The sequence below is a fragment of the Rhodopseudomonas palustris HaA2 genome (assembly GCF_000013365.1).
In the GTDB taxonomy this organism is placed as follows: Bacteria; Pseudomonadota; Alphaproteobacteria; order Rhizobiales; family Xanthobacteraceae; genus Rhodopseudomonas; species Rhodopseudomonas palustris_J.
The window spans coordinates 4502172-4526585 of the sequence record NC_007778.1 but is presented as its reverse complement, the minus strand read 5'-3'; the positions used below and the strand labels follow the sequence as shown (position 1 = coordinate 4526585).

The 24414-nt window shown below is 67.5% G+C and carries 22 protein-coding genes; 14 read left to right on the top strand and 8 right to left on the bottom strand.

The features are described 5' to 3' along the window. The first annotated feature begins 71 nt into the window (after positions 1–71). The 3 genes from RPB_RS19990 to cbbX are packed head-to-tail and all read left to right on the top strand — an operon-like array spanning position 72 to position 2887. Complete coding sequence (locus RPB_RS19990) at positions 72–1529, top strand: form I ribulose bisphosphate carboxylase large subunit (RefSeq protein ID WP_011442841.1); 1458 nt, start codon at positions 72–74, stop codon at positions 1527–1529. 12 nt (positions 1530–1541) lie between these two features. Further along, entirely contained in the window at positions 1542–1964 is a 423-nt protein-coding gene (locus tag RPB_RS19985; RefSeq protein WP_011442840.1) for a ribulose bisphosphate carboxylase small subunit, read from the top strand. A gap of 2 nt (positions 1965–1966) precedes the next feature. Next, a complete protein-coding gene (cbbX, locus tag RPB_RS19980) occupies positions 1967–2887 on the top strand; it encodes a CbbX protein (protein ID WP_011442839.1) in 921 nt (306 codons plus the stop codon). Between the two features lie 182 nt (positions 2888–3069). Here cbbX and RPB_RS19975 read toward each other — a convergent pair whose 3' ends face one another. Genes RPB_RS19975 through RPB_RS19965 form a run of 3 tightly spaced genes read right to left on the bottom strand, consistent with a single transcriptional unit; the run spans position 3070 to position 7308 of the window. Beyond that, positions 3070–3852, bottom strand: coding sequence for an alpha/beta fold hydrolase (locus RPB_RS19975; RefSeq protein ID WP_011442838.1), 783 nt, complete (start codon positions 3850–3852; stop codon positions 3070–3072). A gap of 3 nt (positions 3853–3855) precedes the next feature. After that, positions 3856–5151: an O-acetylhomoserine aminocarboxypropyltransferase gene (locus tag RPB_RS19970; protein ID WP_041798376.1), complete on the bottom strand. Its 1296-nt coding sequence runs from the start codon at positions 5149–5151 to the stop codon at positions 3856–3858. Positions 5152–5199: 48 nt separating this feature from the next. Then, the gene (locus RPB_RS19965) at positions 5200–7308 is read right to left on the bottom strand and encodes a S9 family peptidase (RefSeq protein WP_041798375.1); all 2109 of its coding nucleotides are present in this window, start codon (positions 7306–7308) and stop codon (positions 5200–5202) included. Positions 7309–7436: 128 nt separating this feature from the next. On the opposite strand from RPB_RS19965, the gene RPB_RS19960 reads away from it, so the two are divergent. The 5 genes from RPB_RS19960 to RPB_RS19940 all read left to right on the top strand — a co-directional run bounded on the left by RPB_RS19960 (position 7437) and on the right by RPB_RS19940 (position 13460). Next, entirely contained in the window at positions 7437–8312 is an 876-nt protein-coding gene (locus RPB_RS19960) for a dihydrodipicolinate synthase family protein (RefSeq protein ID WP_011442835.1), read from the top strand. 538 nt (positions 8313–8850) lie between these two features. Then, positions 8851–11181 (top strand): xanthine dehydrogenase family protein molybdopterin-binding subunit, encoded by a 2331-nt coding sequence (locus tag RPB_RS19955; protein WP_011442834.1) that lies wholly within the window; start codon positions 8851–8853, stop codon positions 11179–11181. Positions 11182–11409: 228 nt separating this feature from the next. Next, positions 11410–12018 (top strand): LemA family protein, encoded by a 609-nt coding sequence (locus tag RPB_RS19950; RefSeq protein ID WP_011442833.1) that lies wholly within the window; start codon positions 11410–11412, stop codon positions 12016–12018. Further along, positions 12019–12948: a TPM domain-containing protein gene (locus RPB_RS19945; RefSeq protein ID WP_041798374.1), complete on the top strand. Its 930-nt coding sequence runs from the start codon at positions 12019–12021 to the stop codon at positions 12946–12948. It begins immediately after the preceding gene. Between the two features lie 14 nt (positions 12949–12962). After that, a complete protein-coding gene (locus RPB_RS19940; RefSeq protein WP_011442831.1) occupies positions 12963–13460 on the top strand; it encodes a TPM domain-containing protein in 498 nt (165 codons plus the stop codon). An 11-nt stretch (positions 13461–13471) separates the two neighbouring features. Here RPB_RS19940 and RPB_RS19935 read toward each other — a convergent pair whose 3' ends face one another. After that, on the bottom strand, positions 13472–13708 hold the full coding sequence (locus RPB_RS19935) for a DUF2798 domain-containing protein (RefSeq protein ID WP_011442830.1): 237 nt from the start codon (positions 13706–13708) through the stop codon (positions 13472–13474). 118 nt (positions 13709–13826) lie between these two features. Between RPB_RS19935 and RPB_RS19930 the strand changes: the two genes are divergently transcribed. After that, positions 13827–14267 (top strand): RrF2 family transcriptional regulator, encoded by a 441-nt coding sequence (locus RPB_RS19930; RefSeq protein WP_011442829.1) that lies wholly within the window; start codon positions 13827–13829, stop codon positions 14265–14267. 13 nt (positions 14268–14280) lie between these two features. Then, a complete protein-coding gene (locus RPB_RS19925) occupies positions 14281–15171 on the top strand; it encodes an NAD(P)/FAD-dependent oxidoreductase (RefSeq protein ID WP_011442828.1) in 891 nt (296 codons plus the stop codon). A 23-nt stretch (positions 15172–15194) separates the two neighbouring features. On the opposite strand, the gene RPB_RS19920 is transcribed toward RPB_RS19925, so the two are convergent. Beyond that, positions 15195–15806: a glutathione S-transferase family protein gene (locus RPB_RS19920; RefSeq protein WP_011442827.1), complete on the bottom strand. Its 612-nt coding sequence runs from the start codon at positions 15804–15806 to the stop codon at positions 15195–15197. A gap of 192 nt (positions 15807–15998) precedes the next feature. Between RPB_RS19920 and RPB_RS19915 the strand changes: the two genes are divergently transcribed. From RPB_RS19915 to RPB_RS24955, 3 genes are all read left to right on the top strand, one after another. Next, positions 15999–16976 carry a hypothetical protein gene (locus tag RPB_RS19915; RefSeq protein WP_011442826.1) on the top strand — a complete coding sequence of 326 codons (978 nt, stop codon included), beginning with the start codon at positions 15999–16001 and terminating at the stop codon, positions 16974–16976. Positions 16977–17100: 124 nt separating this feature from the next. Continuing rightward, a complete protein-coding gene (locus RPB_RS19910; RefSeq protein WP_011442825.1) occupies positions 17101–18603 on the top strand; it encodes a hypothetical protein in 1503 nt (500 codons plus the stop codon). A 35-nt stretch (positions 18604–18638) separates the two neighbouring features. Next, positions 18639–18800 (top strand): hypothetical protein, encoded by a 162-nt coding sequence (locus RPB_RS24955; RefSeq protein ID WP_198135133.1) that lies wholly within the window; start codon positions 18639–18641, stop codon positions 18798–18800. Here the strand turns inward: RPB_RS24955 and RPB_RS19905 are convergent, their stop codons facing one another. Further along, positions 18801–20006 (bottom strand): CaiB/BaiF CoA transferase family protein, encoded by a 1206-nt coding sequence (locus RPB_RS19905; RefSeq protein WP_011442824.1) that lies wholly within the window; start codon positions 20004–20006, stop codon positions 18801–18803. Positions 20007–20237: 231 nt separating this feature from the next. Continuing rightward, entirely contained in the window at positions 20238–23249 is a 3012-nt protein-coding gene (gene putA, locus RPB_RS19900) for a bifunctional proline dehydrogenase/L-glutamate gamma-semialdehyde dehydrogenase PutA (protein ID WP_011442823.1), read from the bottom strand. Positions 23250–23398: 149 nt separating this feature from the next. Here putA and RPB_RS19895 point away from each other — a divergent pair, with 149 nt between their 5' ends. Next, positions 23399–24052, top strand: coding sequence for a hypothetical protein (locus RPB_RS19895; RefSeq protein ID WP_011442822.1), 654 nt, complete (start codon positions 23399–23401; stop codon positions 24050–24052). 76 nt (positions 24053–24128) lie between these two features. On the opposite strand, the gene RPB_RS19890 is transcribed toward RPB_RS19895, so the two are convergent. Then, the gene (locus tag RPB_RS19890) at positions 24129–24386 is read right to left on the bottom strand and encodes a hypothetical protein (RefSeq protein ID WP_011442821.1); all 258 of its coding nucleotides are present in this window, start codon (positions 24384–24386) and stop codon (positions 24129–24131) included. Between the last annotated feature and the right edge of the window lie 28 nt (positions 24387–24414).

The window sequence follows — 24414 nt, the reverse complement described above, 5'->3', positions numbered from 1 at the left end:
TACGTCGCGCCCCAACGGCATCCAGTCACCCGGCCCGACACGGCCGCCGGGATTTTTCAAGGAGGAGCGACATGAACGAGTCAGTCACCGTCCGCGGCAAGGATCGCTACAAATCCGGCGTGATGGAATACAAGAAGATGGGCTATTGGGAGCCCGACTACGAGCCCAAAGACACCGACGTCATCGCGCTGTTCCGTGTCACGCCGCAGGACGGCGTGGATCCGATCGAGGCATCGGCAGCGGTGGCCGGCGAGTCTTCGACCGCGACCTGGACCGTGGTGTGGACCGACCGTCTGACCGCGGCGGAGAAGTACCGCGCGAAGTGCTATCGCGTCGATCCGGTGCCGAATTCGCCCGGCCAGTATTTCGCTTACATCGCCTACGATCTCGACCTGTTCGAGAATGGCTCGATCGCCAATCTGTCGGCGTCGATCATCGGCAACGTGTTCGGCTTCAAGCCACTGAAAGCGCTGCGGCTCGAGGACATGCGGCTGCCGGTCGCCTATGTGAAGACGTTCCAGGGCCCCGCCACCGGCATCGTGGTCGAGCGCGAGCGGATGGACAAGTTCGGACGTCCCTTGCTCGGCGCCACCGTCAAGCCGAAGCTCGGCCTGTCGGGCCGCAACTACGGCCGCGTCGTCTACGAGGCGCTGAAGGGCGGGCTCGACTTCACCAAGGACGACGAGAACATCAACTCGCAGCCGTTCATGCATTGGCGCGAGCGCTTCCTGTATTGCATGGAGGCGGTGAACAAGGCGCAGGCGGCGTCGGGCGAGATCAAGGGCACCTATCTCAACGTCACCGCCGGCACCATGGAGGAGATGTACGAGCGCGCCGAATTCGCCAAACAGCTCGGCTCGGTGATCATCATGATCGACCTGGTGATCGGCTACACCGCGATCCAGTCGATGGCGAAATGGGCACGCAAGAACGACATGATCTTGCATCTGCATCGCGCCGGCCATTCGACCTACACCCGCCAGCGCAATCACGGCGTGTCGTTCCGCGTCATCGCCAAATGGATGCGGCTCGCCGGCGTCGATCACATCCATGCCGGCACCGTGGTCGGCAAGCTCGAAGGCGATCCGGCGACCACCAAGGGCTACTACGACATCTGCCGCGAGGACTACAACCCGGCGAATCTCGAGCACGGCCTGTTCTTCGACCAGCACTGGGCCAGCCTGAACAAGCTGATGCCGGTGGCCTCGGGCGGCATCCATGCCGGCCAGATGCACCAGCTGCTCGACCTGCTCGGTGAGGACGTCGTGCTGCAGTTCGGCGGCGGCACCATCGGCCACCCGATGGGCATCGCGGCCGGCGCCACCGCCAATCGCGTCGCGCTGGAGGCGATGATCCTCGCTCGCAACGAGGGCCGCGACTACGTGCACGAAGGCCCGGAGATTCTCGCCAAGGCGGCGCAGACCTGCACGCCGCTGAAGGCTGCGCTCGACACCTGGAAGAACGTGTCCTTCAATTACGAATCCACCGACACCCCCGACTACGCGCCGACCCCCAGCGTCTCGGTCTAAGGAGCAGAACACATGCGAATGACCCAAGGCTGTTTCTCTTACCTGCCGGACCTCACCGACGAGCAGATCTCGGCGCAAGTGCAATACGCGCTCGGCAAGGGCTGGGCGGTGAACCTCGAATTCACCGACGATCCGCATCCCCGCAACACCTATTGGGACATGTGGGGCCTGCCGATGTTCGATCTGCAGGACGCCGCCGGCGTGATGCTGGAACTGGCCGAATGCCGCAAGGTCTACGGCGACCGCTACATCCGGATGTCGGCGTTCGACTCGTCTCATGGCTGGGAATCGGTGCGGCTGTCCTTCATCGTCAACCGGCCGAAGGACGAGCCGGGCTTCCGGCTGGATCGCCAGGAAGTCGACGGCCGCAACATGCGCTACACCACCAGGTCCTATGCGGCTGACAAGCCCGAGGGCAGCCGCTACGGAGGGTGATCTTGGACACGACCTCCGCCGACAATGAAGCCGCGTCGCAGGCCCCGATCGATCTTCGCAAGGAGTTCGAGGAGGTCGGCATCGGCGAGGTGCTCGATCAGCTCGATCGCGAGCTGATCGGGCTCCGCCCGGTCAAGACGCGGATCCGCGAGATCGCGGCGCTGCTGCTGGTCGAACGGCTGCGCAAGCGGATGGGGCTCGCCACCGGCAACCCGACCCTGCACATGTCGTTCACCGGCAATCCCGGCACCGGCAAGACGACGGTCGCGCTGCGGATCGCCTCGATCCTGCACAGGCTCGGCTTCGTCCGCCGCGGCCACGTGGTGTCCGTGACGCGCGACGAACTGGTCGGGCAATATATCGGCCACACCGCGCCGAAGACCAAGGAGGTGCTGAAGAAGGCGATGGGCGGCGTGCTGTTCATCGACGAGGCCTACTATCTGTATCGCCCCGAAAACGAGCGGGATTACGGCCAGGAAGCGATCGAGATCCTGCTGCAGGTGATGGAGAACCAGCGTGACGATCTGGTGGTGATCCTCGCCGGCTATGCCGACCGGATGGAGAAATTCTTCGCCTCGAATCCGGGTTTCCGCTCGCGGATCGCGCATCACATAGATTTCCCCGACTACACCGACGGCGAGTTGCTCGGGATCGCGGAAGGCATGCTGCGCGAACAGAACTATCACTTCGACGCGGACGCACGTGCCGCGTTCGAGCGCTACATCGCGGTGCGCAAGACGCAAGCACTGTTCGCCAACGCCCGCTCGATCCGCAACGCGCTCGACCGCATCCGTCTGCGTCAGGCCAACCGCCTGATCGCCGACCTCGATCGCAAGCTCAGCGCCGACGATCTGATGAGGATCGAGGCAAAGGACGTGCTGGCGAGCCGGGTGTTCGGCATGGGGGAGGGTGGCGGAGGGTGACAAACCTCCCGTTTGTCATTCCGGAAGGCTCGCGAAGCGAGACTGTCCGGAATCCATATCCCATGGAGTTGCTTTGGAGCCCGGCGTTGCGACGCCGTGCTTGAACGCGAAATCGGTGGTTATGGATTCCGGGTTCGCTCGCTCGCCCGAGCGCCCCGGAATGACGGCCTCTAGGTTGATAGCTACCCCTGCAACGCCTTCAGCACCTCGTCCGGGCGCTCCACCATCATCGTATGGCCGGCGCCCTTCAGGATCATGGTGCGTGAGCCCGCGATCGCCGCCGCCAACGTCTTGCCGTTCTTGGTCGGCGTCATCATGTCACGTTCGCCGAGGATGAGCGTCGTCGGCACGGTCACCTTCGCCGCCGCCGCCAGCGCATCCTTGTAGTCGTTACAGGCCGACAGATCGTTGAAGATGACGCCGGGCTTGTTGGCCTCGAGGACGCGTACCGAGCCGCCATGCATCCACAGGCCGGGCGCGAGGTTGCCGCCGATCTCGGCGTCGGGGCCGAGGCCCCAGATCGTCATCATGGCGAACGCGGCGGGATCATTCGCCTCCGCGGCCTTCAACAGATCGGGGCCGACCGTCATCGTCGCTGTGGTGCCGATCAGTGCCAAGGCCGCGACCTTGGCCGGATGCCGCGCGGCGGTTTCCAGCGCAATCAGCGAGCCCATCGAATGGCCGATCAGCTTCGCCGGCTGCGCGCCGGCCGCATCGAGCAGCGCTGCGATCCAGTCGGCCATCTCGGCGATGGTCTTCAGCGGCGCGCTGCCCGAACGGCCGTGGCCGGGCAGATCCGGCGCCAACACCGCGTAGCCGTGATGCGCGAACCAGCGCGTCTGCAGCGCCCATGCCGAATGATCGAACCCCGCGCCGTGGATGAACACGGCGGCGGGAAGTGACGCATCGAACGGCTTGCCGCCGGTGGCGACGAAGCTGTCGATCCCATTGACCTCGATCTGCATGGCTCAGCCCTTCTGCGAAATGCGCAGCGCCTGCGCCAGATCAGCGATGATGTCGTCGGCGGTTTCGATCCCGACCGAGAGGCGGATCAGTTCCTCACCGATCCCGGCGGCCGTCAACTGCTCCGCGCTCATCTGCTGATGCGTCGTCGAGGCCGGGTGGATCACCAGCGTCTTGGCGTCGCCGACATTGGCGAGGTGGCTGGTCAGCTTGAGCGCTTCGATGAATTTGCGCCCGGCGGCGCGGCCGCCCTTGATGCCGAACGAGACGATCGAGCCGGCGCCCTTCGGCAGCAGCTCTTTCGCGAGTGCGTAGTCCGGATGGCTTTCCAGCGTCGGATGCAGCACCCACTCGACCGCCTTGTTGCCGCCGAGAAAGTCGAGCACCGCTGCGGTGTTGGCGACGTGCCGATCCATCCGCACCGACAGCGTTTCCACGCCCTGCAGCAGCTGGAACGCATTGGTCGGCGACAGACAAGCTCCAAAGTCGCGCAGCCCTTCCATTCGCGCGCGAATGATAAAGGCCGGCGGCCCGAATTGTTCGTCGAAGACGATGTCGTGATAGCCGGCATAGGGTTCGGTCAGCGTCGGGAATTTGCCCGAGCCGCGCCAGTCGAAACGGCCGCCGTCGACCAACACGCCGCCGATCGCGATGCCGTGGCCGCCGAGCCATTTGGTCGCCGAATGCATCACGATATCGGCGCCGAGCGCGATCGGCTGGCTCAGATAGGGCGTCGCAAAGGTGTTGTCGATCAGCAAGGGGATCTTAGCCTCATGCGCAATCGCCGCGACCTTCGGAATGTCGAGCACTTCGAGGCCGGGATTGCCGATGGTCTCACCGATCATCAGCCGCGTATTCGGCTTGATGGCGGCCGCGAGGCCGTCGTGGTCGCGCGGCTTCACAAAAGTCGTGGTGATGCCGAAGCGCGGCAGCGTGTGCGCGAGAAGGTTGATCGTGCCGCCGTACAGCGACGACGACGCGACGATGTGATCGCCGGCGTTGAGCAGCGTCGCGATCGCCAGATGCAGCGCCGCCATGCCGCTCGCGGTGGCGACCGCGCCGACGCCGTTTTCGAGCGCGGCGATACGCTCTTCCAGCACCGCGGTGGTCGGGTTGGAGATGCGCGTGTAGAGATGCCCGGGCCGCTCCATGTTGAACAAAGCGGCGGCGTGGTCGGTGTCCTGGAAGACGTAGGACGTGGTCTGATAGATCGGCACCGCGCGCGAGCCGGTCAGCGGGTCGGGGTGTTGCCCGGCGTGCAGGCTAAGTGTCTCGAATCCGGGCGGTTTTGGAGCGGCCATGAGCATCTCTGCGGCTGAAGGAGGGTTGCGGCAAACTGGTGGCGAAGTTCAGGCAGCGGAATCCGCGAGGCCGACCGCCCACAAGGCGAAGGCGTAGACGATCGCGACCTCGTCGAGCCGGCTGAACCGGCCGGACGCGCCGCCGTGGCCGGCGCCCATGTTGATGCGGAGCAGCACGGGGCCGCCGCCGGTCATGGTCGCGCGCAGCCGCGCCACCCATTTCGCCGGCTCCCAATAGGTGACGCGCGGATCGGTGAGGCCGCCCATCGCGAGGATGGCCGGATAGGTCGTCGCCGCGACGTTGTCGTAGGGCGAGTAGGACAGGATGGTTTTGAAGTCGGCTTCGCTGCTGATCGGATTTCCCCATTCAGGCCATTCCGGCGGCGTCAGCGGCAGCGTATCGTCGAGCATGGTGTTGAGCACGTCGACGAACGGCACTTCGGCGACGATGCCGGCGAACAACTCGCCCGAGCGGTTGGCGACCGCGCCCATCAGCATGCCGCCGGCACTGCCGCCATGGGCGACAATGCGTTTCGCCGACGTGTACTTGGCGTCGATCAACGCCTGCGCGCAGGCGGCGAAATCGTCGAACGAGTTGGTCTTCTTCTCGCGCTTGCCGTCGAGATACCAGCCCCAGCCCTTGTCGGCGCCGCCGCGGATATGCGCGATCGCGTAAACGAAGCCGCGATCGACCAGCGACAGCGCGTTGGCGGAGAAGCCCGCCGGCATCGCGTGGCCGTAGGAGCCGTAGCCGTACAGAAGCAGCGGCGCCGCGCCGTCGAGCGCGAGCCCCTTGCGATGCAGCAGCGACACCGGCACCTCGGCGCCGTCGTCGGCCTTCGCCATGATCCGGGTGGTGACGTAGTCTGCCGGATTTTGGCCCGAGGGAATTTCCTGGCGCTTGCGCAAGCTCCGCTCGCGCGTCGCCATGTCGTAATCGTAGACTTCCGACGGCGTCGTCATCGACGAGTAGGAGAACCGCATCACCGTGGTGTCGAATTCCCAGCCGCCGGAGGCGGACAGCGAGTAGGCCGCCTCGTCGAAGGCGATGGCATGCTCATCGCCGCTCGCGAGATCGCGGATCGTCACCGACGGCAGCGCGTTGGCGCGCTCCAGCCGCATCATGTGGCCGGAGAACAGGTCGAAGTCGATGATATAGATGCCTTCGCGATGCGGGATCAGATCGCGCCAATTGTCGCGCACAGGCGAAGCCAGCGGCGCGGTGACGATCTTGAAGTCGATCGCGCCGTCCGCATTGGTGAGGATGAACAGCTCGTCGCCGCGATCTGCGAGCGAATATTGCACGCCGAGTTCGCGCGCGGCGACGAGCCGCGGCGGCGCGGTCGGATCGGAGACGTCGATCAGCCGCTGCTCCGACGTCTCGTGGTCGCCGCCGGCGATCACGCAGAACCGTCCGCTGCTGCTCTCGTGGATGTGGGTGAACCAGCCGGCGTCTTTCTCCTCGTACACCAGCAGGTCGTCGGCCTGCGCGGTGCCGAGCTTGTGCAGCCAGATCTGCATCGGCCGATGATTGTCGTCGAGCTTGACGTAGAAGAACGCGCTCGAGTCCGCGGTCCAGACCACGCCGCCGTCGGTCTCCTCGACGAGGTCGGGCAAATCCTGCTTCGTCGTCCAGTCGCGCACGCGGATGGTGTAGTATTCCGAGCCCTTGGCGTCAGCGCTCCAGGCTTCCAGCTTGTGGTCGAGCGAATGCCGCCGTCCGCCGAACTGGAAGTACTCGGTGCCCTTCGCCAGTTCGTCGCCGTCGAGGATGATGTCGAGTTCGCCGCCGTCGCGCGGCGTGCGGCCATACAGCGGATGCTGGCCGCCTTCGCGGAATTTGCGCAAGTAAGCGTAGGGCCCGTCCGGCTGCGGCACGCTGGAATCGTCTTCCTTGATCCGCCCGCGCATTTCCGCAACCAGCGTCTTCTGCAACGCCTCGGTGTGGCCGAGCACGCTGTCGGTGTAGCCGTTCTCGGCTTCGAGATAGGCGCGGATATCGGGATCGAGCAGCGCCGGATCGCGCAGCACCTCCTGCCAGTTCGGGTCCTTCAGCCAGGCATAGTCGTCGTTGATGGTGATGCCGTGGGTGGTGAAGGCGTGCGGACGGCGCGGCGCGACGGGAGGCGTGGCGTCGCGGGGCGGGGACAGGGTCATGAGCGGGTCTCGTTGCATGCGGATGCGGTTGGCTTAGCAGAGTTTGGCGCTTGCGGCGCGCGCCGGATTGATGTCGATAGGCCGCGGCCGGTTCCGGCTTCCGCCAGAGACAGCATGTGGTTCTGCAAATGACTGAATTTCGAGGCGTTTTTCCCTATCTGGTGTCTCCCCTCGAGTCTGACGGCCGGGTCCGCGGCGAGGTGCTCGGCCGGCTCTGCGACGATCTGGTCAAGGCCGGGGTGCACGGGCTGACGCCGCTCGGCTCGACCGGCGAGTTTGCCTATCTCGGCGCGGCGCAGCGCACGGCCGTGGTGCAGGCGACGATCGAGGCCGCGGCTGGCCGCGTGCCGGTGGTCGCCGGCGTGGCGTCGACCTCGACCGCGGATGCGGTGGCGCAGGCCAGGGCCTATCAGAAACACGGTGCCGACGGCATCCTGGCGATTCTGGAGGCGTATTTTCCGCTGAAGGACGCGCAGATCGAGAGTTATTTTCGCGCGATCGCCGACGCCGTCGATATCCCGGTGGTGATCTACACCAATCCGCAATTCCAGCGCTCGGACCTGACGCTCGACGTGATCGCGCGGCTCGCTGAACATCCGCGCATCCGCTACATCAAGGACGCCTCGACCAACACCGGCCGGCTGCTGTCGATCATGAATCGTTGCGGTGATTCGTTGCGGGTGTTCTCGGCCTCGGCGCATATTCCGGCCGCGGTGATGCTGATCGGCGGCGTCGGCTGGATGGCCGGCCCGGCCTGCATCGCGCCGCGCCAGAGCGTGCGTTTGTACGAGTTGTGCAAGGCGCAGCGCTGGGACGAAGCGCTGACGCTTCAACGCAAACTCTGGCGCGTCAACGAAGCCTTCGCCAAGTTCAACCTCGCCGCCTGCATCAAGGCCGGCCTCGCGCTGCAGGGCTACGACGTCGGCGACCCGGTGCCGCCGCAAGCCGCGCTGACGGCCGAAGAGCGCAAGGCGGTCGAGAAGGTGCTGGCGGAGATCGCGTAAGACTCTCGATCGTCATTCCGGGGCGCGCTGCGAAGCTGCGCGAACCCGGAATCTCGAGATGTTCTGCGTTGAACGCGGGTGACCTGAACGTCGAGATTCCGGGTTCGCTCGCTCCGCGAGCGCCCCGGAATGACGAACGGGAGGGGCAGTAACCCTGCAATCAGCCGCGGCTACTCCCTCGCCCGCAGGCGGGAGCGTGATCGCATATGAAATTTCGCGGTCGCGCCGAGCATCACCCTCCCCTGGAGGGGGAGGGTCGCTCGCGTCAGCGAGCGGGGTGGGGTGGCGAAGCGTTCATCCGCCGTGCCCGCTTCTCACCCCACCCCGTCACGCATCCCGCACTGCGGGCTGCGTGCCGACCCTCCCCCTCCAGGGGAGGGTGAAGGGAGCCCGGTACAATAGCCTCGAAGTCCATAGGCGATTGCCCCGCCCTGGCGGGGAGAGGTTCGGCTTCGCTTCGGGGAGGGGCTTGCCCCTCTTGGCTTACCGCTGCTTTCTCCGCTAAAACCGTTCCAAGCAAGCAACACAAGGAAGCGGCATGAACATTCTTCCCGGCTCCATGCGGTTCGGCGCGGGGCAGCCCGTCAAGCGTCTCGAGGATCAGCGGCTCGTCACCGGACACGGGCACTATCTCGACGACAAGCCCGCCGACGGCGCGTTGTGGCTGGTGGTGCTGCGCTCACCACACGCGCACGCCAAGATCGTCTCGATCGATGCCGAGGCGGCGCGCGCGATGCCGGGAGTCGAAAGCGTTCTGACCGGCGCGGACCTCGTCGCCGACGAGATCGGCACGATCCCGACCCTGCCGATCTTCAAGCGGCCGGACGGTTCGCCGATGCTGCTGCCGCCGCGCCGGCTCTTGGCGCACGAGATCGTCCGCTTCGTCGGCGAGCCGGTCGCCGCGGTGATCGCGGCGTCGCAGGCCGCGGCGCAGGCTGCGGCCGAGGCGGTCGTCGTCGAGTATGAAGAATTGCCGGCGGTGACCGATCCGGTCGCGGCGATCCAGCCCGGCGCGCCGGTGGTGGTCGAGACCGCGCCCGACAACATCGTCGCGGCGATGAGCTATGGCGATGCCGCCAAGGTCGATGAGGCTTTCGCCAGCGCCGCGCACACCGTGTCGCTCGACATCGTCAGCCAGCGCCTGATCCCCTCGGCGATGGAGCCGCGCGCCACTATCGCGGAAATCGAGAAGAAGACCGGCCGGCTGATCCTGCACGTGCAGTCGCAGACGCCGGCGCAGACCCGCGACGCGCTCGCCGACGCGATCCTGAAGCGGCCGAAGGAGTCGATCCAGGTGCTGGTCGGCGACATCGGCGGCGGTTTCGGCCAGAAGACCGGCGTCTATCCCGAGGACGCGCTGGTGGCCTATGCGGCGGTGAAGCTCAACAAGAAGATCCGCTGGCGCGGGGACCGCACCGACGAATTCGTCGGTGGCACCCATGGCCGCGACCTGACCTCGACCGCGTCGATCGCGCTCGACGCCAAGGGCCGCGTGCTGGCCTATCGGGTGTCGTCGATCGGCGGCACCGGCGCGTATCTCGCCGGCGCCGGCGTGATCATTCCGCTGGTGCTCGGCCCGTTCGTGCAGACCGGCGTCTATGATCTGCCGCTGGTGCATTTCGACATCAAGGCGGTGATGACCCACACCGCGCCCGTCGGCGCCTATCGCGGCGCAGGCCGCCCGGAAGCCGTGTACATCATCGAGCGCCTGATGGACGCCGCGGCGCGCCAGCTGAACATGGACCCGCGCGCGATCCGCAAGGTCAACTACATCAAGCCGACGCAACTGCCCTACACCAACGCGGTCGGGCAGGTGTACGATTCGGGCGCCTTCGCGCATCTGATGCAGCGCGCGACCGAGCTGTCCGACTGGGACGGCTTCAAGGCGCGCAAGAAGGAAGCGCAGAAGAAGGGCCTGCTCTACGGCCGCGGCGTCACCAGCTACATCGAATGGACCGGCGGCCGCGCCCACACCGAGAAGGTCAGCCTGCACGCCACCGCGGAAGGCCGCATCGTGCTGCATTCCGGCACGCAGGCGATGGGGCAGGGGCTGGAGACCACCTACTCGCAGATGATCGCGCAGGCGCTCGACATCCCGATCGAGAGCATCGACGTCGTGCAGGGCAACACCGATCTGGCGCAGGGCTTCGGCAGCGTCGGCTCGCGCTCGCTGTTCGTCGGCGGCACCGCGGTCGCGGTGTCGACCGTCGATATGATCGCCAAAGCGCGCGAGAAGGCCGCGAACATTCTCGAAGCCTCGATCGAGGACATCGAGTATTCCGGCGGCATGCTGACGATCGCCGGCACCGATCGCAAGATCAGCCTGTTCGAAATCGCCGCCAAGGAAAAAGGTACCAAGCTCAGCGTCGATTCGACCGGCGAAGTCGACGGTCCGAGCTGGCCGAACGGCGCGCATATCTGCGAGGTCGAGGTCGATCCCGAAACCGGCGTCAGCCGTGTGGTGCGCTACACCACGGTCGACGACGTCGGCAATGCGGTCAATCCGATGCTGGTCGCGGGGCAGATCCATGGCGGCGTCGCGCAGGGCGTCGGCCAGGCGCTGTACGAAGGCGCGGCCTATAACGACGACGGCCAGCTGCTGACCGCGAGCTATCAGGACTACTGCATCCCGCGCGCCGACAATCTGCCGCCGATCAACGTCACGCTCGATCCGTCGGCGCCGTGCCGGACCAATCCGCTCGGCGCCAAGGGCTGCGGCGAATCCGGCGCGATCGGTGGGCCGCCCTGCGTCGTCCACGGCGTGCTCGACGCGCTGGCGCCGCTCGGCGTCACCACGCTGAACACGCCGCTGACCCCGGAAAAGGTGTGGCGGGCGATCCAGGACGCCAAGGCCGCGCAGGCGGCCTGACCCGGAGCAGCATCACCGCTCGTCATGCCCGCGCTTGTCGCGGGCATCCACGTCTTCGAGGCTCAACCTCAGCAAAGACGTGGATGGCCGGGACGAGCCCGGCCATGACGGTATTTGGAACGGTGCTCTGTTCGCTCTGAGCCGCTTTAGAACCATATCGGCCCAACAACCGACAAACCTGTCGCCCGGCGCATGCTATGCTGCGCCGGTTCGCCCGGGGAGAGATCGATGCGGAAGTTTCTGACGGTGCTGGCGGCGCTTGCCACGCTGAGCCTGACCAATTGCGGCTACAATGCCATCCAGAGCGAAGACCAGGAGGTCAAGGCGACCTGGTCGGAGGTGGTCAACCAGTATCAGCGCCGCGCCGATCTGGTGCCGAACCTCGTCAACTCGGTGAAGGGCTTCGCGCAGCAGGAAAAAGACGTGCTGCTCGGCGTCACCAACGCCCGAGCCAAGGTCGGCAGCGTGCAGGCCACGCCCGAGGTGCTGAACGATCCGGCCGCCTTCCAGAAGTTCCAGCAGGCGCAAGGGGAACTCTCCAGCGCGCTGTCGCGGCTGCTGGTGGTGACCGAGAACTATCCGCAGCTCAAATCCGACGCGCTGTTCACCAATTTGATGGCGCAGCTCGAAGGCACCGAGAACCGCATCACCGTGGCGCGCAACCGCTATATCAAGGCGGTGCAGGCCTATAACGTCACGGTGCGCTCGGTGCCGACCAACTTCACCGCAATGATGTTCGGCTACAAGGAAAAGCCGAACTTCACGGTCGAGAACGAGGGCGCGATCTCGACCGCGCCCAAGGTCGACTTCAACACGGCCCCGGCCCCGGCGAAGTAAATGCGCGCGGAGCGCGTGGCGATGATGCGGATGGCGCGGGCCTCGGTGCTCGCGGCGCTGATGTGCTGGCTGGTCGTGGGTTTCACCACGATCGCACAGGCGCAGCTCGCGGTGCCGCAGCTCACCGGCCGCGTCGTCGATCAGACCGGCACGCTCGACAGCGACGTGATCGCGCGGCTCGACCAGAAGCTGAAGGCGTTCGAGGCCCGCAAAGGCAGCCAGATCGCGGTGCTGATCGTGCCGACGACGCAGCCCGAAGCGATCGAGCCATTTGCGATAAGGGTGGCCGAGGCCTGGAAGATCGGCCGCAAAAAGGTCGACGACGGCGCCATCCTGCTGGTCGCCAAGAACGACCGCAAGCTGCGGATCGAGGTCGGCTACGGCCTCGAAGGCGCGCTGCCCGACGTCACGGCCAAGCGCATCATCGACGAGATCATCACGCCGAAATTCAGGACCGGCGATTTCGCCGGCGGCATCGAGGCCGGCGTCGACCGCATGATCGCCGTGATCGACGGCGAGGCGCTGCCGGCGCCCGAGCCGCAACATGAATGGTCGCCGGAATCGTTCGATCAGGTTAGCGGCTGGGCGATCCCGCTGATCTTCGGTACGCTGGTGGTGAACGGTTTCCTGCAGAGCCTGCTCGGCCGCATGGCCGCCTCGGCGCTGACCGGCAGCATCATCGGCGGCGTCGCCTGGATGTTCGGGCTCGGCTTTCCGATCGCGATGATCGTCGGCTTCGCGGCGTTCTTGTTCGCGCTGTTCATCGATTTGTTCAGCGGGGGCGGACCAGGGATCGGTTCCGGCCGCCGCAGCGGCGGCATCTATCCCGGCGGCGCGTGGTCGGGCGGCTCGCGCGGCTCGAGCAGCAGCGGCGGCTTCAGCGGCGGGGGCGGCAGCTTCGGTGGCGGCGGCGCTTCGGGGAGTTGGTGAGCGGGGAGACGGCGATGGGCATCCGGCGGATCAGCAAACATCTGTTCACCAGCCGCGGGCTGGTGCAGAAGGCGTTTCCGCCGTCGGCGCTCGATGCCATCGAGCGCGCGATCGGCGCCAGCGAAGCGCGGCACGCCGGGCAGATCCGGTTCGTGGTGGAAGGCGCGCTCGACGGCGCGCCTTTGTTCCGCGACCAGCCGGCGCGCGAGCGCGCGCTCGACGTGTTCTCGCAATTGCGGATCTGGGACACCGAGCACAATAACGGCGTGCTGATCTATCTGTTGCTCGCCGATCGCGACGTCGAGATCGTCGCCGACCGCGGCATCGACGGCCGGGTCGACGCGGCGGCGTGGGAGGACATCTGCCGCGAGATGGAAAGCGCCTTCCGCCAGGGCCGCTTCGAAGCCGGCGTGCTGCGCGGCATCGAACTGATCACCGCGCATTTGGCGGCGCATTTTCCGAAAGACAGCGGCGGCGACAACGAACTGCCCGACGCGCCGGTCGTGGTCTGAGCCGCGGGGCGTCAGATCCGGTCTTCGGTGGTAAGCGCCAGCGTCAGTCGCCGCAGCCATGGCGCCGCGAACAGCACGACCGGCAGCATCAGCATCCACGACACCAGCCACGCGCCCAGCCAATGCTCCAGGAAGGTCCCCTCGCCGAGGAAGGGTACGCTGGCGATCATCGAGGCGATCGCGGTGGTGATCCCCGATTGCAGGACGGCGTAGACGAAATGGCTGAATCTGCGAGGAATGCCGAGCATCGATCAATCTCGTCAAGGGCGAATGGATCGAATTCAAGCAAACCTCGTGCCGTTTCCCCAGAGATCAGCCGGATCATCCGGCTTGCGTTGGCGCTCTATTCGTAATAATTGAAGTTACATGAAAAGAGACAGCCGCCTGTCGTCGGTTCTGCATGCGCTGCTGCACATGGCGGAGCACGACGCACCGATGACCTCCGACCAGCTCGCCGCGTGCATGTGCACCCATCCGGTGGTGGTGCGGCGGACGATGGGACTGCTGCGCGAGGCCGGGCTGGTGGCGTCCGAGCGCGGGCCGTCCGGCGGCTGGCTGATCACCGCCGATCCCGCCGCCGTCACGCTGCGCGACTTGCACCAGGCGCTCGGCGAGCCGGCGATCTTCGCGATCGGCAATCGCAACGAGACGCCGGAGTGTCTGGTCGAGCAGGTCGTCAACGCCGCGCTCGACAGCGCCTTCGTCGACGCCGAGGCGCTGCTGCTCGAACGCTTCGCCGAGGTGACGCTGGCGAAGCTGTCGGCGGATTTCAACCGGCGCCACGCGGCGCAGCGCGCCCGAAAATAAAGGATTGATCGACATGCAGCACGACGTGATCGTGATCGGCGGCAGCTATGCGGGCATGGCCGCAGCACTCCAGCTGCTGCGCGCCCGCCGCAGCGTGCTGGTGATCGACGCCGGTGAGCGGCGCAACCGCTTCGCCGCGCATTCGCACGGCTTCCTCGGCCAGGACGGCGCCGATCCGGCGGCGATCGCCGCCTCGGCGCGTCGGCAAATCGAAACCTACAAGACGCTGCGCTGGATCGACGGCGTCGCCGACGCCGCGTCAGGCTGCAAAGACGACTTCACCGTGACGACGCGCGACGGCGCGCAGCATCGCGGGCGACGATTGCTATTCGCGACCGGCGTGTCGGATCGTCTGCCGGCGATCGAGGGGCTGCAGCCGCGCTGGGGCGTCAGCGTGTTTCTCTGCCCGTATTGCCACGGCTACGAACTCGACCAGGGCCGCATCGCGGTGATCGCCACCGGGCCGATGTCGCTGCATCAGGCGCAATTGCTGCCGGAATGGGGCGAGGTCACGCTGTTCACCAACGCTGCAGTGGCGCCCGACGCCGCGGCGCGCGCCGACCTGACCGCGCGCGGCGTGACCATCGAGGACTCGCCGATCGCGCGCGTCGACGGTCATGCCGACATCGTGCTGAGCGACGGCCGGCGGCTGGCGTTCGCCGGCATCTTCACCACCTCGCACAACGCGCCGGCGTCGCCGGTCGCCGAGAGTCTCGGCTGCGCGCTGAGCGAGACGCCGTTCGGCACGCAGATCGCAACCGACGAGGCGAAACAGACCAGCGTGCCGGGCGCGTTCGCCTGCGGCGACGCGGCGCGGGTGCCGCATTCGCTGTCGCTGGCGGTCGCCGACGGCGCCTGGGCCGGCGCCAGTCTGCATCGCTCGCTGGTGTGGCCCGACGCCTGACGGCAGCCGGCGCGTGCGGCTACTTAAGCCTTCGCCGACGGCCGCGCCGCGATGCGCGCGTGCCATTCGGCGAGCACGGTGTTGGCGGGATCGAGCGGCTGGCCGACCTGCGCGCCGAAATCGATCCAGCCGTACAGCAACAAATCGGCGAGCGTGAAGCGCGCGCCGCAGACATAGTCCTTGCCCTGCATCTGGCTGTTCATCCATTGCAGCCGATGCGCCGCCATCTGCTTCAGCCCTGGCGCGGCTTCCGGGAAACACGGCACGCGATCCTTGAACATCTTCAGCCCCTCGCTGAAGCGGAAGCCGTTGGCCAGCGGCTCGCAGATCGTCAGATCGATCCGCCGCGTCCACATCCGGCATTCGGCGCGCTCCTCGGCGGTGGTGCCGATCAGCGGCGGCGTCGGATGTTTCTCTTCGAGATATTCGCAGATCGCGGTGATCTCCGACAAAAAGCTGCCATCGTCGAGTTCGAGAGTGGGGGTCTGTCCGTGCGGATTGCGCGCCAGATGCTCGGGCTTGCGGTTCTCGCCGGCCCGGATGTCGATGCTCTGGGTCGGGATCGTCAGGCCCTTCTCGGCGATGAACATCCGCACCAGGCGCGGATTGGGCCCGATCGAATCGTACAGCTTCATGGTCGTCTCCCTGATCGGCGGCTTGATGCGCCGTTGCAACGATCTGTCCTAGCGCGGGACAGCGCGCAGCGCAAAGCCGCGCGGCCGCGGCGCGGGAGCTGAATCCTGAAATTTTCGTAAGCATCGAAGGAAGTAACGGATTGGCAAGTAATCAAAGTTACCGAATGGTCAAGCGTATCAGGAGGATTTGACGTGGACGAGCATCGCAAAGAGCCCATCATCGGCGACGACAAGGCTGGCGTCGGGGCCGTGCCGGATGCATCGGCGTCTTCGGCGCAGGCGTCTTCGGATAAGGCGTCCTCGGCACAGGCGTCGGCCGTGAGCGCCGGCGGCGAGGCTGCTGCGTCGGCGGAGTCCGCGTCCGAGCCGGCCAAGCGGGCCGAGGCCGCGAGCAGTGAAATCGCCCAGCGTCGCCCCGGCAACGTCACCATCATGGCGCCGCCGCGCAGACAACAGGATTGGTCTCGCCATTGGGACGACGAGATCGAGGTCGAGGCGCCGGATGAACCCGGCGAGCCGGCCGCCAAGCCACACGGCAAGCGGCAGCTCGCGCTGGCCGCCGTCGCGGTGATCCTGGCGGCGATCGCCGGCGCGGCCGGCGGCGCGCTGACCAGCGCGGGCTTCGCGCAAGTCGGCGGCAGCGCCGATGCGACGACCCAGGCGCAGGCGCAGGCGCGCGCGCTGGACGAGCAGGTGTCCAAGCTGCAGACCGAGCTCGCCGCGCTGAAGGCCAGCGTCGACCGCGCCGACAAGACCGCCAGCGCCCAGATCGCCAAGGCCAACGACCGAATCGAGAAAGTCGAAAAGGCGCAGGCCGAGCCGGCGCAGAAGATCGCCAGACTGAGCGAGACCGTCGAGAAGTTGCGGTCCGCGCAGGCCGAGAAGCCGGCGCCGGCCCCGGCGCAGGTCGCCTCCGCCGCGCAGGACGTCACCGGTTCGGTGCCGCCGAAGCCGGCAGCGAAGGCCAACGATGTCGGCCGGCTGCCGACGGTCGAGGGCTGGGTGCTGCGCGAGGTCTATGACGGCGGTGCGGTGATCGTCGGCCGTGCCGGAACGTTCGAAGTCTATGCCGGCGATCCGGTGCCGGGCCTCGGCCGGGTCGATGCGATCCGCCGCCAGGACGGACGCTGGGTGGTGGTGACCAGCCGCGGCCTGATCGTCTCGCGCTGATCGTCACGTCGGGTTGGAATTCGGCGGCGCGGCGTGTGCAGACACGCTGCGCCGTTTGCTTTAGATTCCCGGGCAATTCCTGCGCTGCGCCCATGCAGCACGACGGCTCGGGACCACGGCACGCGTGCGACGCTTCCTCGGTCTGGCATTGCTGATCTGCGGCCTGCTGCGGCCCGGCGCCGGGCTGGCCGCGGATCTGTCGCGCGGGCTCGCGATCGCCGATCCGCTGGCCCTGCGCGAACTCGATCTGCGCGAACAGCGGGATGACGGCTCGACGCATCCCGGCTTCGGCCTGCGGCAGATGCTCGACCCGGAATCGTCCGCGCCGCTGCACAACGAACGCTTGTTCGCGCTGCCGTCGATGGCCGCGCTGCGCGCGTCGCTCGACGACGAATTCGCGCGCTATCAGCAGGACCATTGGGGGCGGGCGCCGAAGCTGTTCGACCGCGACCGGCTGGCCGCGGGCACGACGCGCTTCGTGCTCGCCGGCATCGTCAATCGGATGGATCGCGGCTTCGTCGCGGCCGATGGTTGCGGCGAGATCCGCCTGATCTATCGGCCGATCGACGACGCCGCGGGCGGGCGGCGACTGCCGATGACGCTGAACATCGTGCTGCGCGCGCGCGGCGCCGAGCCCGGCATCGCCTGCCGCGAGATCGCGCGGCGCTGGCTGGCGACCGGAGAATGGCCCGACAAAGGTGCCGATCTGGCGCGCAGGCTGGTCGCGGCGGATGGCCCGCTGGCGCCGCTCGGCCCGGCCGCGATCGATCGCATCGAGGTCAATCTGCAGATCGCCACGATGCCCGCCGCCACGGGCGGCGATTTTCGCGCGGACTATCTGATGCAGGTGTTTCGCTTCGACGCGGTGTCGCAGCGCTATCAGGCGGCGCCGATGGAGAACCAGATCGATCGCGACCGGCTGCTGGCCGATCGCGATCTCGGATCGCAATTCAAGCGCTGGCTGCTACAGCCGGAGAATGTCGTGGCGTTCGATCGCGGCACGCTGATCGTCCCGGAAACCTATCTCGCCCGCCGCGCGATCGCGGCGACGCCGGCGGCGTTCACGGATTCGGAGCTGCGGCCTGCTTTCGGCCTCGCCGGACCGGGGCCGCAGGCTCCGCTGTTCAGCGACGCCGATATCGTCGCAGCGTTGCAGCGCGCCGCCGACAGTGGCGGGGCGTTGCAAACGGTCCGCTCGCCGGCCGGCTTCGCGCGACGGCTCAACGACATCACCTGTTCGGGCTGCCACCAGACGCAGGCGATCGGCGGCTTTCATTTTCCCGGCGCCGAATGGGGTGGAGACCAGGCGACATCGACCGTCGCGCCGGGCTCGCCGCATTTCGTCGGCGATCAGCTCCGCCGTCGCGATATCGTCATGGCGCTACGCGATGGCCGGCAGCCGGACTATTCCCGCGGTTTCACCGACCGGCCGCAATTGCGCGGCGCGACCGCGCTCGACGGCACGGCGGAGATGGACGGCTGGGGCGCGGCATGCGGCCTTGCCGACCCGCACGGGACCGTCGATCCGAGCTTCCGGAACTGGCGCTGCGCGGCGGGGTTGAGTTGCCAGCCGGCGCGTGGCGCGGCGGCGTTTCCGATCGGCATGTGCTTCGTCGGCCACCGTTGATCCGGGCGCCCACGTCGGAACGAGGAGGACTGACGGTGAGCGACCCCGCAACCGACAACAAGCAACGCAATCAGCAGATCGCCGACAATGAAGCGTCGCGGAAGACCGCGAGCGAGGTCCGCGTCTCCGGTTTCGCGATCGCCGCCACCGTGCTGATCGCGCTCGCCGCCTTCGGCTGGATCTTCTTCCGACGCTGATTATCCCACCACGCCGGATGTCCGCAGCGCGCTGATCGCGGCGTCGTCGTAGCCGGCGCTGCGCAGCACGTCGTCGCTGTGTTCGCCGAGCGCCGGCGGCAGCCGCGGCCGCGTCTTGGCGCTGCCCTCGACCCAGATCGGGCTGTTGATCGTCATGATGGTGTTGTTCTCGAACGGCACCAGCACGTCGTTGTCGATCATCTGCTGATCGTTCGGGATGTCGTCGAGGATGCCGACGACGCCGAACACCAGCCCGCTGCCGTCGAGCGCCTTGCGCCAGTCGGCGAGGTCGCGGGTCGCGAAGATCTCGTCGAAGATCGCGATCAGTTCGACCGAGCGGGCATGGCGGTCGGGCGTGGTGGCGAAGCGCGGATCGTCGGTCAGGTCCTCGCGGCCGAGGCAGCGCGTCAGCGTCGGCCACTGCTTCTCTTCGTTGAGCAGCGACAGGATCAGCCAGCGGCCGTCGCGGCAGCGATAATGATTGGCCACCGCGTTGAGCGCGCGCTCGCGCGGCATCCGCGGCTGGAACTGCGCGCCGACCAGCTTGGCCTGCGCCAGCACGCTCGACGACCACACGCCATTGGCCATCAGATTGGACTTCACCTCGCTGCCCTTGCCGCTGCGTTCGCGCTTGTACAGTGCGGTGACGATCGCGCCGTACAGCGCCATCGCGCAGGGATGGTCGCCCATCCCGGCGACCGAGCGCGCCGGCGTGGTGTCTTCATCGGCGCGGACCAGATCCATCATGCCGGAGCGCGCCCACCACGCGTTGCTGTCGAAGCCCGGCTTGTTGGCCTCCTCGCCGCGCTCGCCATAGCCGGTGAAGCTCGCATAGATCAGCCGCGCGTTGAGCGGCGCCAGATCCGCATAGGCGATGCCGAGCCGCGCCCGCACCTGCGGCGGGAAATTGGTGATGAACACGTCGGCCTCGGCGACGAGCTTGCGCAACACCTCTTTGCCTTCCGGTTTGGCGAGGTCGAGCGCGAGGCTGCGCTTGTTGCGGCTCTCGATCATCCACGCGTAGTTGTGCTCGCTGCGCGGATAGCCCGGCAGGTTCGGCAGGTTGCGATAGGGATCGCCGGCGCCCGGCGGCTCGATCTTGATGACGTCGGCGCCGAAATCCGACAGCACCGTGGCGGCGGCGGGTGCGGCGATGAAGCTCGCGCAATCGAGCACCTTGAGACCCTTGAAGATGCCGTCGTCCATCGCGCGCTGCTCCCTGGCGTTTGTTGTTTTTCGTCGGCCGGAATATGCGCTGGCGCAGGTTTTCGGCGGTGGCGCGCATATGAACCGGGTTGGGCTATCGATGCAATATTGGAACCCGCATGACCGTCATCCTGAGGCGCGAGCGTAGCGAGCCTCGAAGGATGACAGCGACGGTGACGGCGGCCCATCCTTCGAGGCCATCGCTGCGCGACGGCGCCTCAGGATGACGTATCACTCGTCGCCGGCCAGCAACGCAGCGTTGCCGCCGGCCGCCGCGGTGTTGATCGACACCGTCTGTTCCAGCGTGAAGCGCGGCAGATAATGCGGGCCGCCGGCCTTCGGCCCGGTGCCGGACAGGCCCGAGCCGCCGAACGGCTGCGTGCCGACGACGGCGCCGATCATGTTGCGGTTGACGTAGACGTTGCCGATCGCGAGCCGGTCGACGATGCACGCCACCGTGTCGTCGATCCGCGACTGCACGCCGAGCGTCAGCGCGTAGCCGCTCGCCGCGATGCCAGCGAGCACGGCGTCGAGGTGGGCGGCCTTGTAGCGCACGACGTGCAGGATCGGGCCGAACACTTCCTCGGTCAGTTGCGCGGCGTCGCGCAGTTCGAAGATGTGCGGTGCCACGTAGTTGCCGGTGGACGGCGCGGCGCCTGCGAAATGCAGCCGCGCCTCGCGCGTCATCGCCGCAATATGCGCGTCGAGCCTGACCTTGGCCTCGGCGTCGATCACCGGGCCGAGATGCGTCGCCGGATCGCGCGGGTCGCCGAGCTTCAATTCGCGGGCGCTGCCGGCGATCATCTCGATCATCCTCTCGGCGACGTCGTCCTGCACGAACAACAGCCGCAGCGCCGAGCAGCGCTGGCCGGCGGAGCGGAACGCCGAGGTCACGACGTCGTCGGCGACCTGCTCGGGCAGCGCGGTGGCGTCGACGATCATCGTATTGATGCCGCCGGTCTCGGCGATCAGGGGCACGATCGGGCCGTCCTTCGCGGCGAGCGCGCGGTTGATCGCGCGCGCCACGTCTGTCGAGCCGGTGAAGACGACCCCGGCGACGTCGCGATGCGCCACCAGCGCCGCGCCGATCGCGCCGTCGCCTTGCACGAGTTGCAGCGCCGCGCGCGGCACGCCGGCCTCGTGCAAAAGCCCCACGGCGGCGTCGCCGATCACCGGCGTCTGCTCCGCCGGCTTGGCGATCACGGCGTTGCCGGCCATCAGCGCCGCGGTGATCTGGCCGAGGAAAATCGCCAGCGGAAAATTCCACGGCGAGATCGCGACGAAGACGCCGCGGCCACGCAGCCGCAGACTGTTGCGCTCGCCGGTCGGGCCGGGCAGCGCGACGCCGTCGCCGAATAGCCGGCGACCTTCGGCCGCGTAGTAGCGGCAATAATCGATCGCTTCGCGGACCTCGGAGATGCAGTCGTCGAGCGTCTTGCCGGCTTCGTCCTGCAGCAGCGCGACGAAGTTCGCGCGGCGCTGCTCCAACAGATCAGCGGCGCGCTCCAGCGCGGCGGCGCGGGTCTCGGCAGGCGTGCGGCTCCATGCGGCGAAGCCATCGCGCGCGGCGGCCACCGCCGCCGCCGCCGCATCCTCCGGCGTTACGGGAGTGACGCGCGGCAGCGGCCGGCGCGCGGCGTCGATCTCACTGAGCAGCCGTCGCAGCGCGGCGCGGTCGCCGAATTCGACGCCGCGCGAGTTTTCGCGCTGCGGCCGATACAAGTCTCGCGGCAGCGGGATGTGCGGATGGCGGGCGTTGTCGGGCGTCCCGATGATCGCCTCCGGCCGTCGCAGCAACTCCTCTACCGGCACGGTATCGTCGCCGGCCTGCGCGACGAACGACGAATTGGCGCCGTTCTCCAGCAGCCGCCGCACCAGATAGGCGAGCAGATCGCGATGGCCGCCGACCGGGGCGTAGATCCGGCAGGTGAGCTCGGGATGCTCGGCGCGCAGCCGCGCATACAGCGCCTCGCCCATGCCGTGCAGCCGCTGGAATTCGTAGCCGTCGCTGTCGCCGGCGAGGTCGAGGACGGTCGCGACCGTCAGCGCGTTGTGGCTGGCGAATTGCGGGAAGATCCGTTGCCGCAGCCCGAGTAGTTTCTGCACGCAATGCAGGTAGTTGAGGTCGGTCATCGCCTTGCGGCTGAACACCGGATAGTCGGCAAGGCCGCGCTCCTGCGCGCGCTTGATCTCGGTGTCCCAATAGGCGCCCTTCACCAGCCGCAGCATCAGCCGGCGATCGTGTCGCTGCGCCAGCGCATCGACGTAGTCGATCACCGCGGATGCGCGTTTCTGATAGGCCTGCACCGCGAGGCCGTAGCCGTCCCAGCCTTTGAGCGAAGGATCGGCGAGGCAGGCGGCGAACACCTCGAGCGAGAGTTCGAGCCGGTCGGCCTCCTCGGCGTCGACGGTGAAGCCGAGGTCGTGGTCCTTGGCTTTGCGCGCCAGCTCGATCAGGCGCGGCGTCAGCTCGCGCAGCACGCGGTCGCGGCTCACCGCCTCGAAGCGTGGATGCAGCGCCGAGAGTTTCACCGAGATGCCCGGCCGCGCCGGCAGTCGCGCGTTGCCGGCGGCGCGGCCGATCGCGTCGATCGCCTGCGCGTAGGACGCGAAGTAGCGCTCGGCGTCGGCCCGGGTGCGCGCACCTTCGCCAAGCATGTCGTAGGAATAGCGCACGCCATCGGCGGCATCCGCCTGCGCGCGGGCGAGCGCATCGTCGATGGTCTCGCCGAGCACGAAATGATTGCCGAGCAGCCGCATCGCCTGCCGCGTCGCCGCGCGCACCGCCGGCGCGCCGATCCGCTTCGCCAGCGCTGCCAGCGTGCTTTGCGGCGTGTCGCCGGCATGCACCACGCGCGCCGACAGGCCGAGCGCCCAGGCCGAGGCGTTGACCAGCAGCGCATCGGACTTGATGCGGTGATGCGCGAAATCGCCCTGGCCCAGCCGGTCCTCGATGAAGGCGTCGGCGGTCGCCGCGTCCGGCACCCGCAGCAGCGCCTCGGCCAGCACCATCAGCGCAAGCCCCTCTTTGCTGGATAGCGCGTATTCGCGCAGCATCGCCTCGACGCTGCCGAGATGATGATCGCCGGCACGGATCGCTGCGATCAGTCCGGTGGCGGTCGTGTCGATCGGCGCCTCGCGCGCGGGGTCGCGCGGCATCACCGCGATCAGCGCCGCCGCGAGCGTGGCGTCGTCGGGCGCGTAGGCAGCGTCGAATTCCGGATGCGGCGAATCAGGCGGCATGATCGCTCCTTGCGAAGAATCCGCGGTGCGGGCGGTGTGTGCGGGACGCATCAGCCGCCCCGCAAATACGCCGCCGCCCGACTCCAATATTGGCACCGCGGGCCGGTCACGCTAGCGTCCCGGCGATGAAGATGCGGGCAGGAGCGAGGATGCAAGTGGGATTCGTCGGTCGATCGCAGCGGTGGCGCGGCTTGGCGCTGGTGCTCGCGGTGATCTCGGCGGTCGGCGCGAGCCTGTTGCCGGCGCGGGCCGACCCGCTCAGCCGGGAGGTGGCGCAACTCTACAGTTCGGTGTCGATCAACCCGCCGTCGGCCTCGGGCATGACGGTGTGCTACGGCTTCGTCTGCCGCCGTCGCCACGAACTCGCCTTCGGCCCCGGCGACCGCGCCGCGCTGTCGCGGATCATGGCCTCGGGTCGGGCCTCGCCGGCAGCCGAGCGCGCGGCGGTGCAGAAGGCGGTGGTGTGGCTCGACCGAAGGCTCGGTCCGGTGCTCGGCACCGACAAGCGGATCGCCCGCGCGGATTTCCGTTACTTCGACGACAAGCACAATTTCGATTGCTGGGACACCACCCGCAACACCACCAGCCTGCTGCTGGTGATGCAGGGCTGGGGCCTCCTGAAGCATCACAGCGTCGGCGATCCGAAATATCGCGGCAACGTGCTGGTGCTGCAGACGCCGCACAATACCGCGGTGCTGGTCGAGCGCGGCAGCGGCGCCCAGTGGGTGGTCGACATGTGGACCCGCGCCTATGCGCAGACGCCGGAAGTGATGCCGGTCGATCAGTGGGTCAAGCTCGACTGATCACCAGCTCTTCGACAGGTAAAGTCCCGGCCGCGCCGGCGGCCGGGACTCCACGCCTGCAACGTCGGTCGAAACCTCAGTAGCAGATGTTGAAGGTGCGCCAGCGCCAGCCATGCGAGGTCGGCACGCGGCGGGTGACGTAGCAGCTGCCGTAGCCGGCGCCATAGCCGGCGCCGATATAGCCGACGCCGAAGGCGGGACCGTGGAAGTGGTGGTGATGGCCCCAGCCATGGTGATGCCACTTGCCACCGCCGGCGGAAGCGGAAGTCGGCGCCAGCGCGACGACGCTGAGCGAAGCGGCAGCAAACAGTCCAAGTGCGATCTTGCGAAACATGGTCGTTCTCCTCGAAATGCGCCCGCGG

Coding starts and splice junctions, on each gene's coding strand:
- RPB_RS19990 (WP_011442841.1), top strand. CDS start 72: ATGAACGAGTCAGTCACCGTCCGCGGCAAGGATCGCTACAAATCCGGC.
- RPB_RS19985 (WP_011442840.1), top strand. CDS start 1,542: ATGCGAATGACCCAAGGCTGTTTCTCTTACCTGCCGGACCTCACCGAC.
- RPB_RS19975 (WP_011442838.1), bottom strand. CDS start 3,852: ATGCAGATCGAGGTCAATGGGATCGACAGCTTCGTCGCCACCGGCGGC.
- RPB_RS19970 (WP_041798376.1), bottom strand. CDS start 5,151: ATGGCCGCTCCAAAACCGCCCGGATTCGAGACACTTAGCCTGCACGCC.
- RPB_RS19965 (WP_041798375.1), bottom strand. CDS start 7,308: ATGACCCTGTCCCCGCCCCGCGACGCCACGCCTCCCGTCGCGCCGCGC.
- RPB_RS19960 (WP_011442835.1), top strand. CDS start 7,437: ATGACTGAATTTCGAGGCGTTTTTCCCTATCTGGTGTCTCCCCTCGAG.
- RPB_RS19955 (WP_011442834.1), top strand. CDS start 8,851: ATGAACATTCTTCCCGGCTCCATGCGGTTCGGCGCGGGGCAGCCCGTC.
- RPB_RS19950 (WP_011442833.1), top strand. CDS start 11,410: ATGCGGAAGTTTCTGACGGTGCTGGCGGCGCTTGCCACGCTGAGCCTG.
- RPB_RS19945 (WP_041798374.1), top strand. CDS start 12,019: ATGCGCGCGGAGCGCGTGGCGATGATGCGGATGGCGCGGGCCTCGGTG.
- RPB_RS19940 (WP_011442831.1), top strand. CDS start 12,963: ATGGGCATCCGGCGGATCAGCAAACATCTGTTCACCAGCCGCGGGCTG.
- RPB_RS19935 (WP_011442830.1), bottom strand. CDS start 13,708: ATGCTCGGCATTCCTCGCAGATTCAGCCATTTCGTCTACGCCGTCCTG.
- RPB_RS19930 (WP_011442829.1), top strand. CDS start 13,827: ATGAAAAGAGACAGCCGCCTGTCGTCGGTTCTGCATGCGCTGCTGCAC.
- RPB_RS19925 (WP_011442828.1), top strand. CDS start 14,281: ATGCAGCACGACGTGATCGTGATCGGCGGCAGCTATGCGGGCATGGCC.
- RPB_RS19920 (WP_011442827.1), bottom strand. CDS start 15,806: ATGAAGCTGTACGATTCGATCGGGCCCAATCCGCGCCTGGTGCGGATG.
- RPB_RS19905 (WP_011442824.1), bottom strand. CDS start 20,006: ATGGACGACGGCATCTTCAAGGGTCTCAAGGTGCTCGATTGCGCGAGC.
- putA (WP_011442823.1), bottom strand. CDS start 23,249: ATGCCGCCTGATTCGCCGCATCCGGAATTCGACGCTGCCTACGCGCCC.
- RPB_RS19895 (WP_011442822.1), top strand. CDS start 23,399: ATGCAAGTGGGATTCGTCGGTCGATCGCAGCGGTGGCGCGGCTTGGCG.
- RPB_RS19890 (WP_011442821.1), bottom strand. CDS start 24,386: ATGTTTCGCAAGATCGCACTTGGACTGTTTGCTGCCGCTTCGCTCAGC.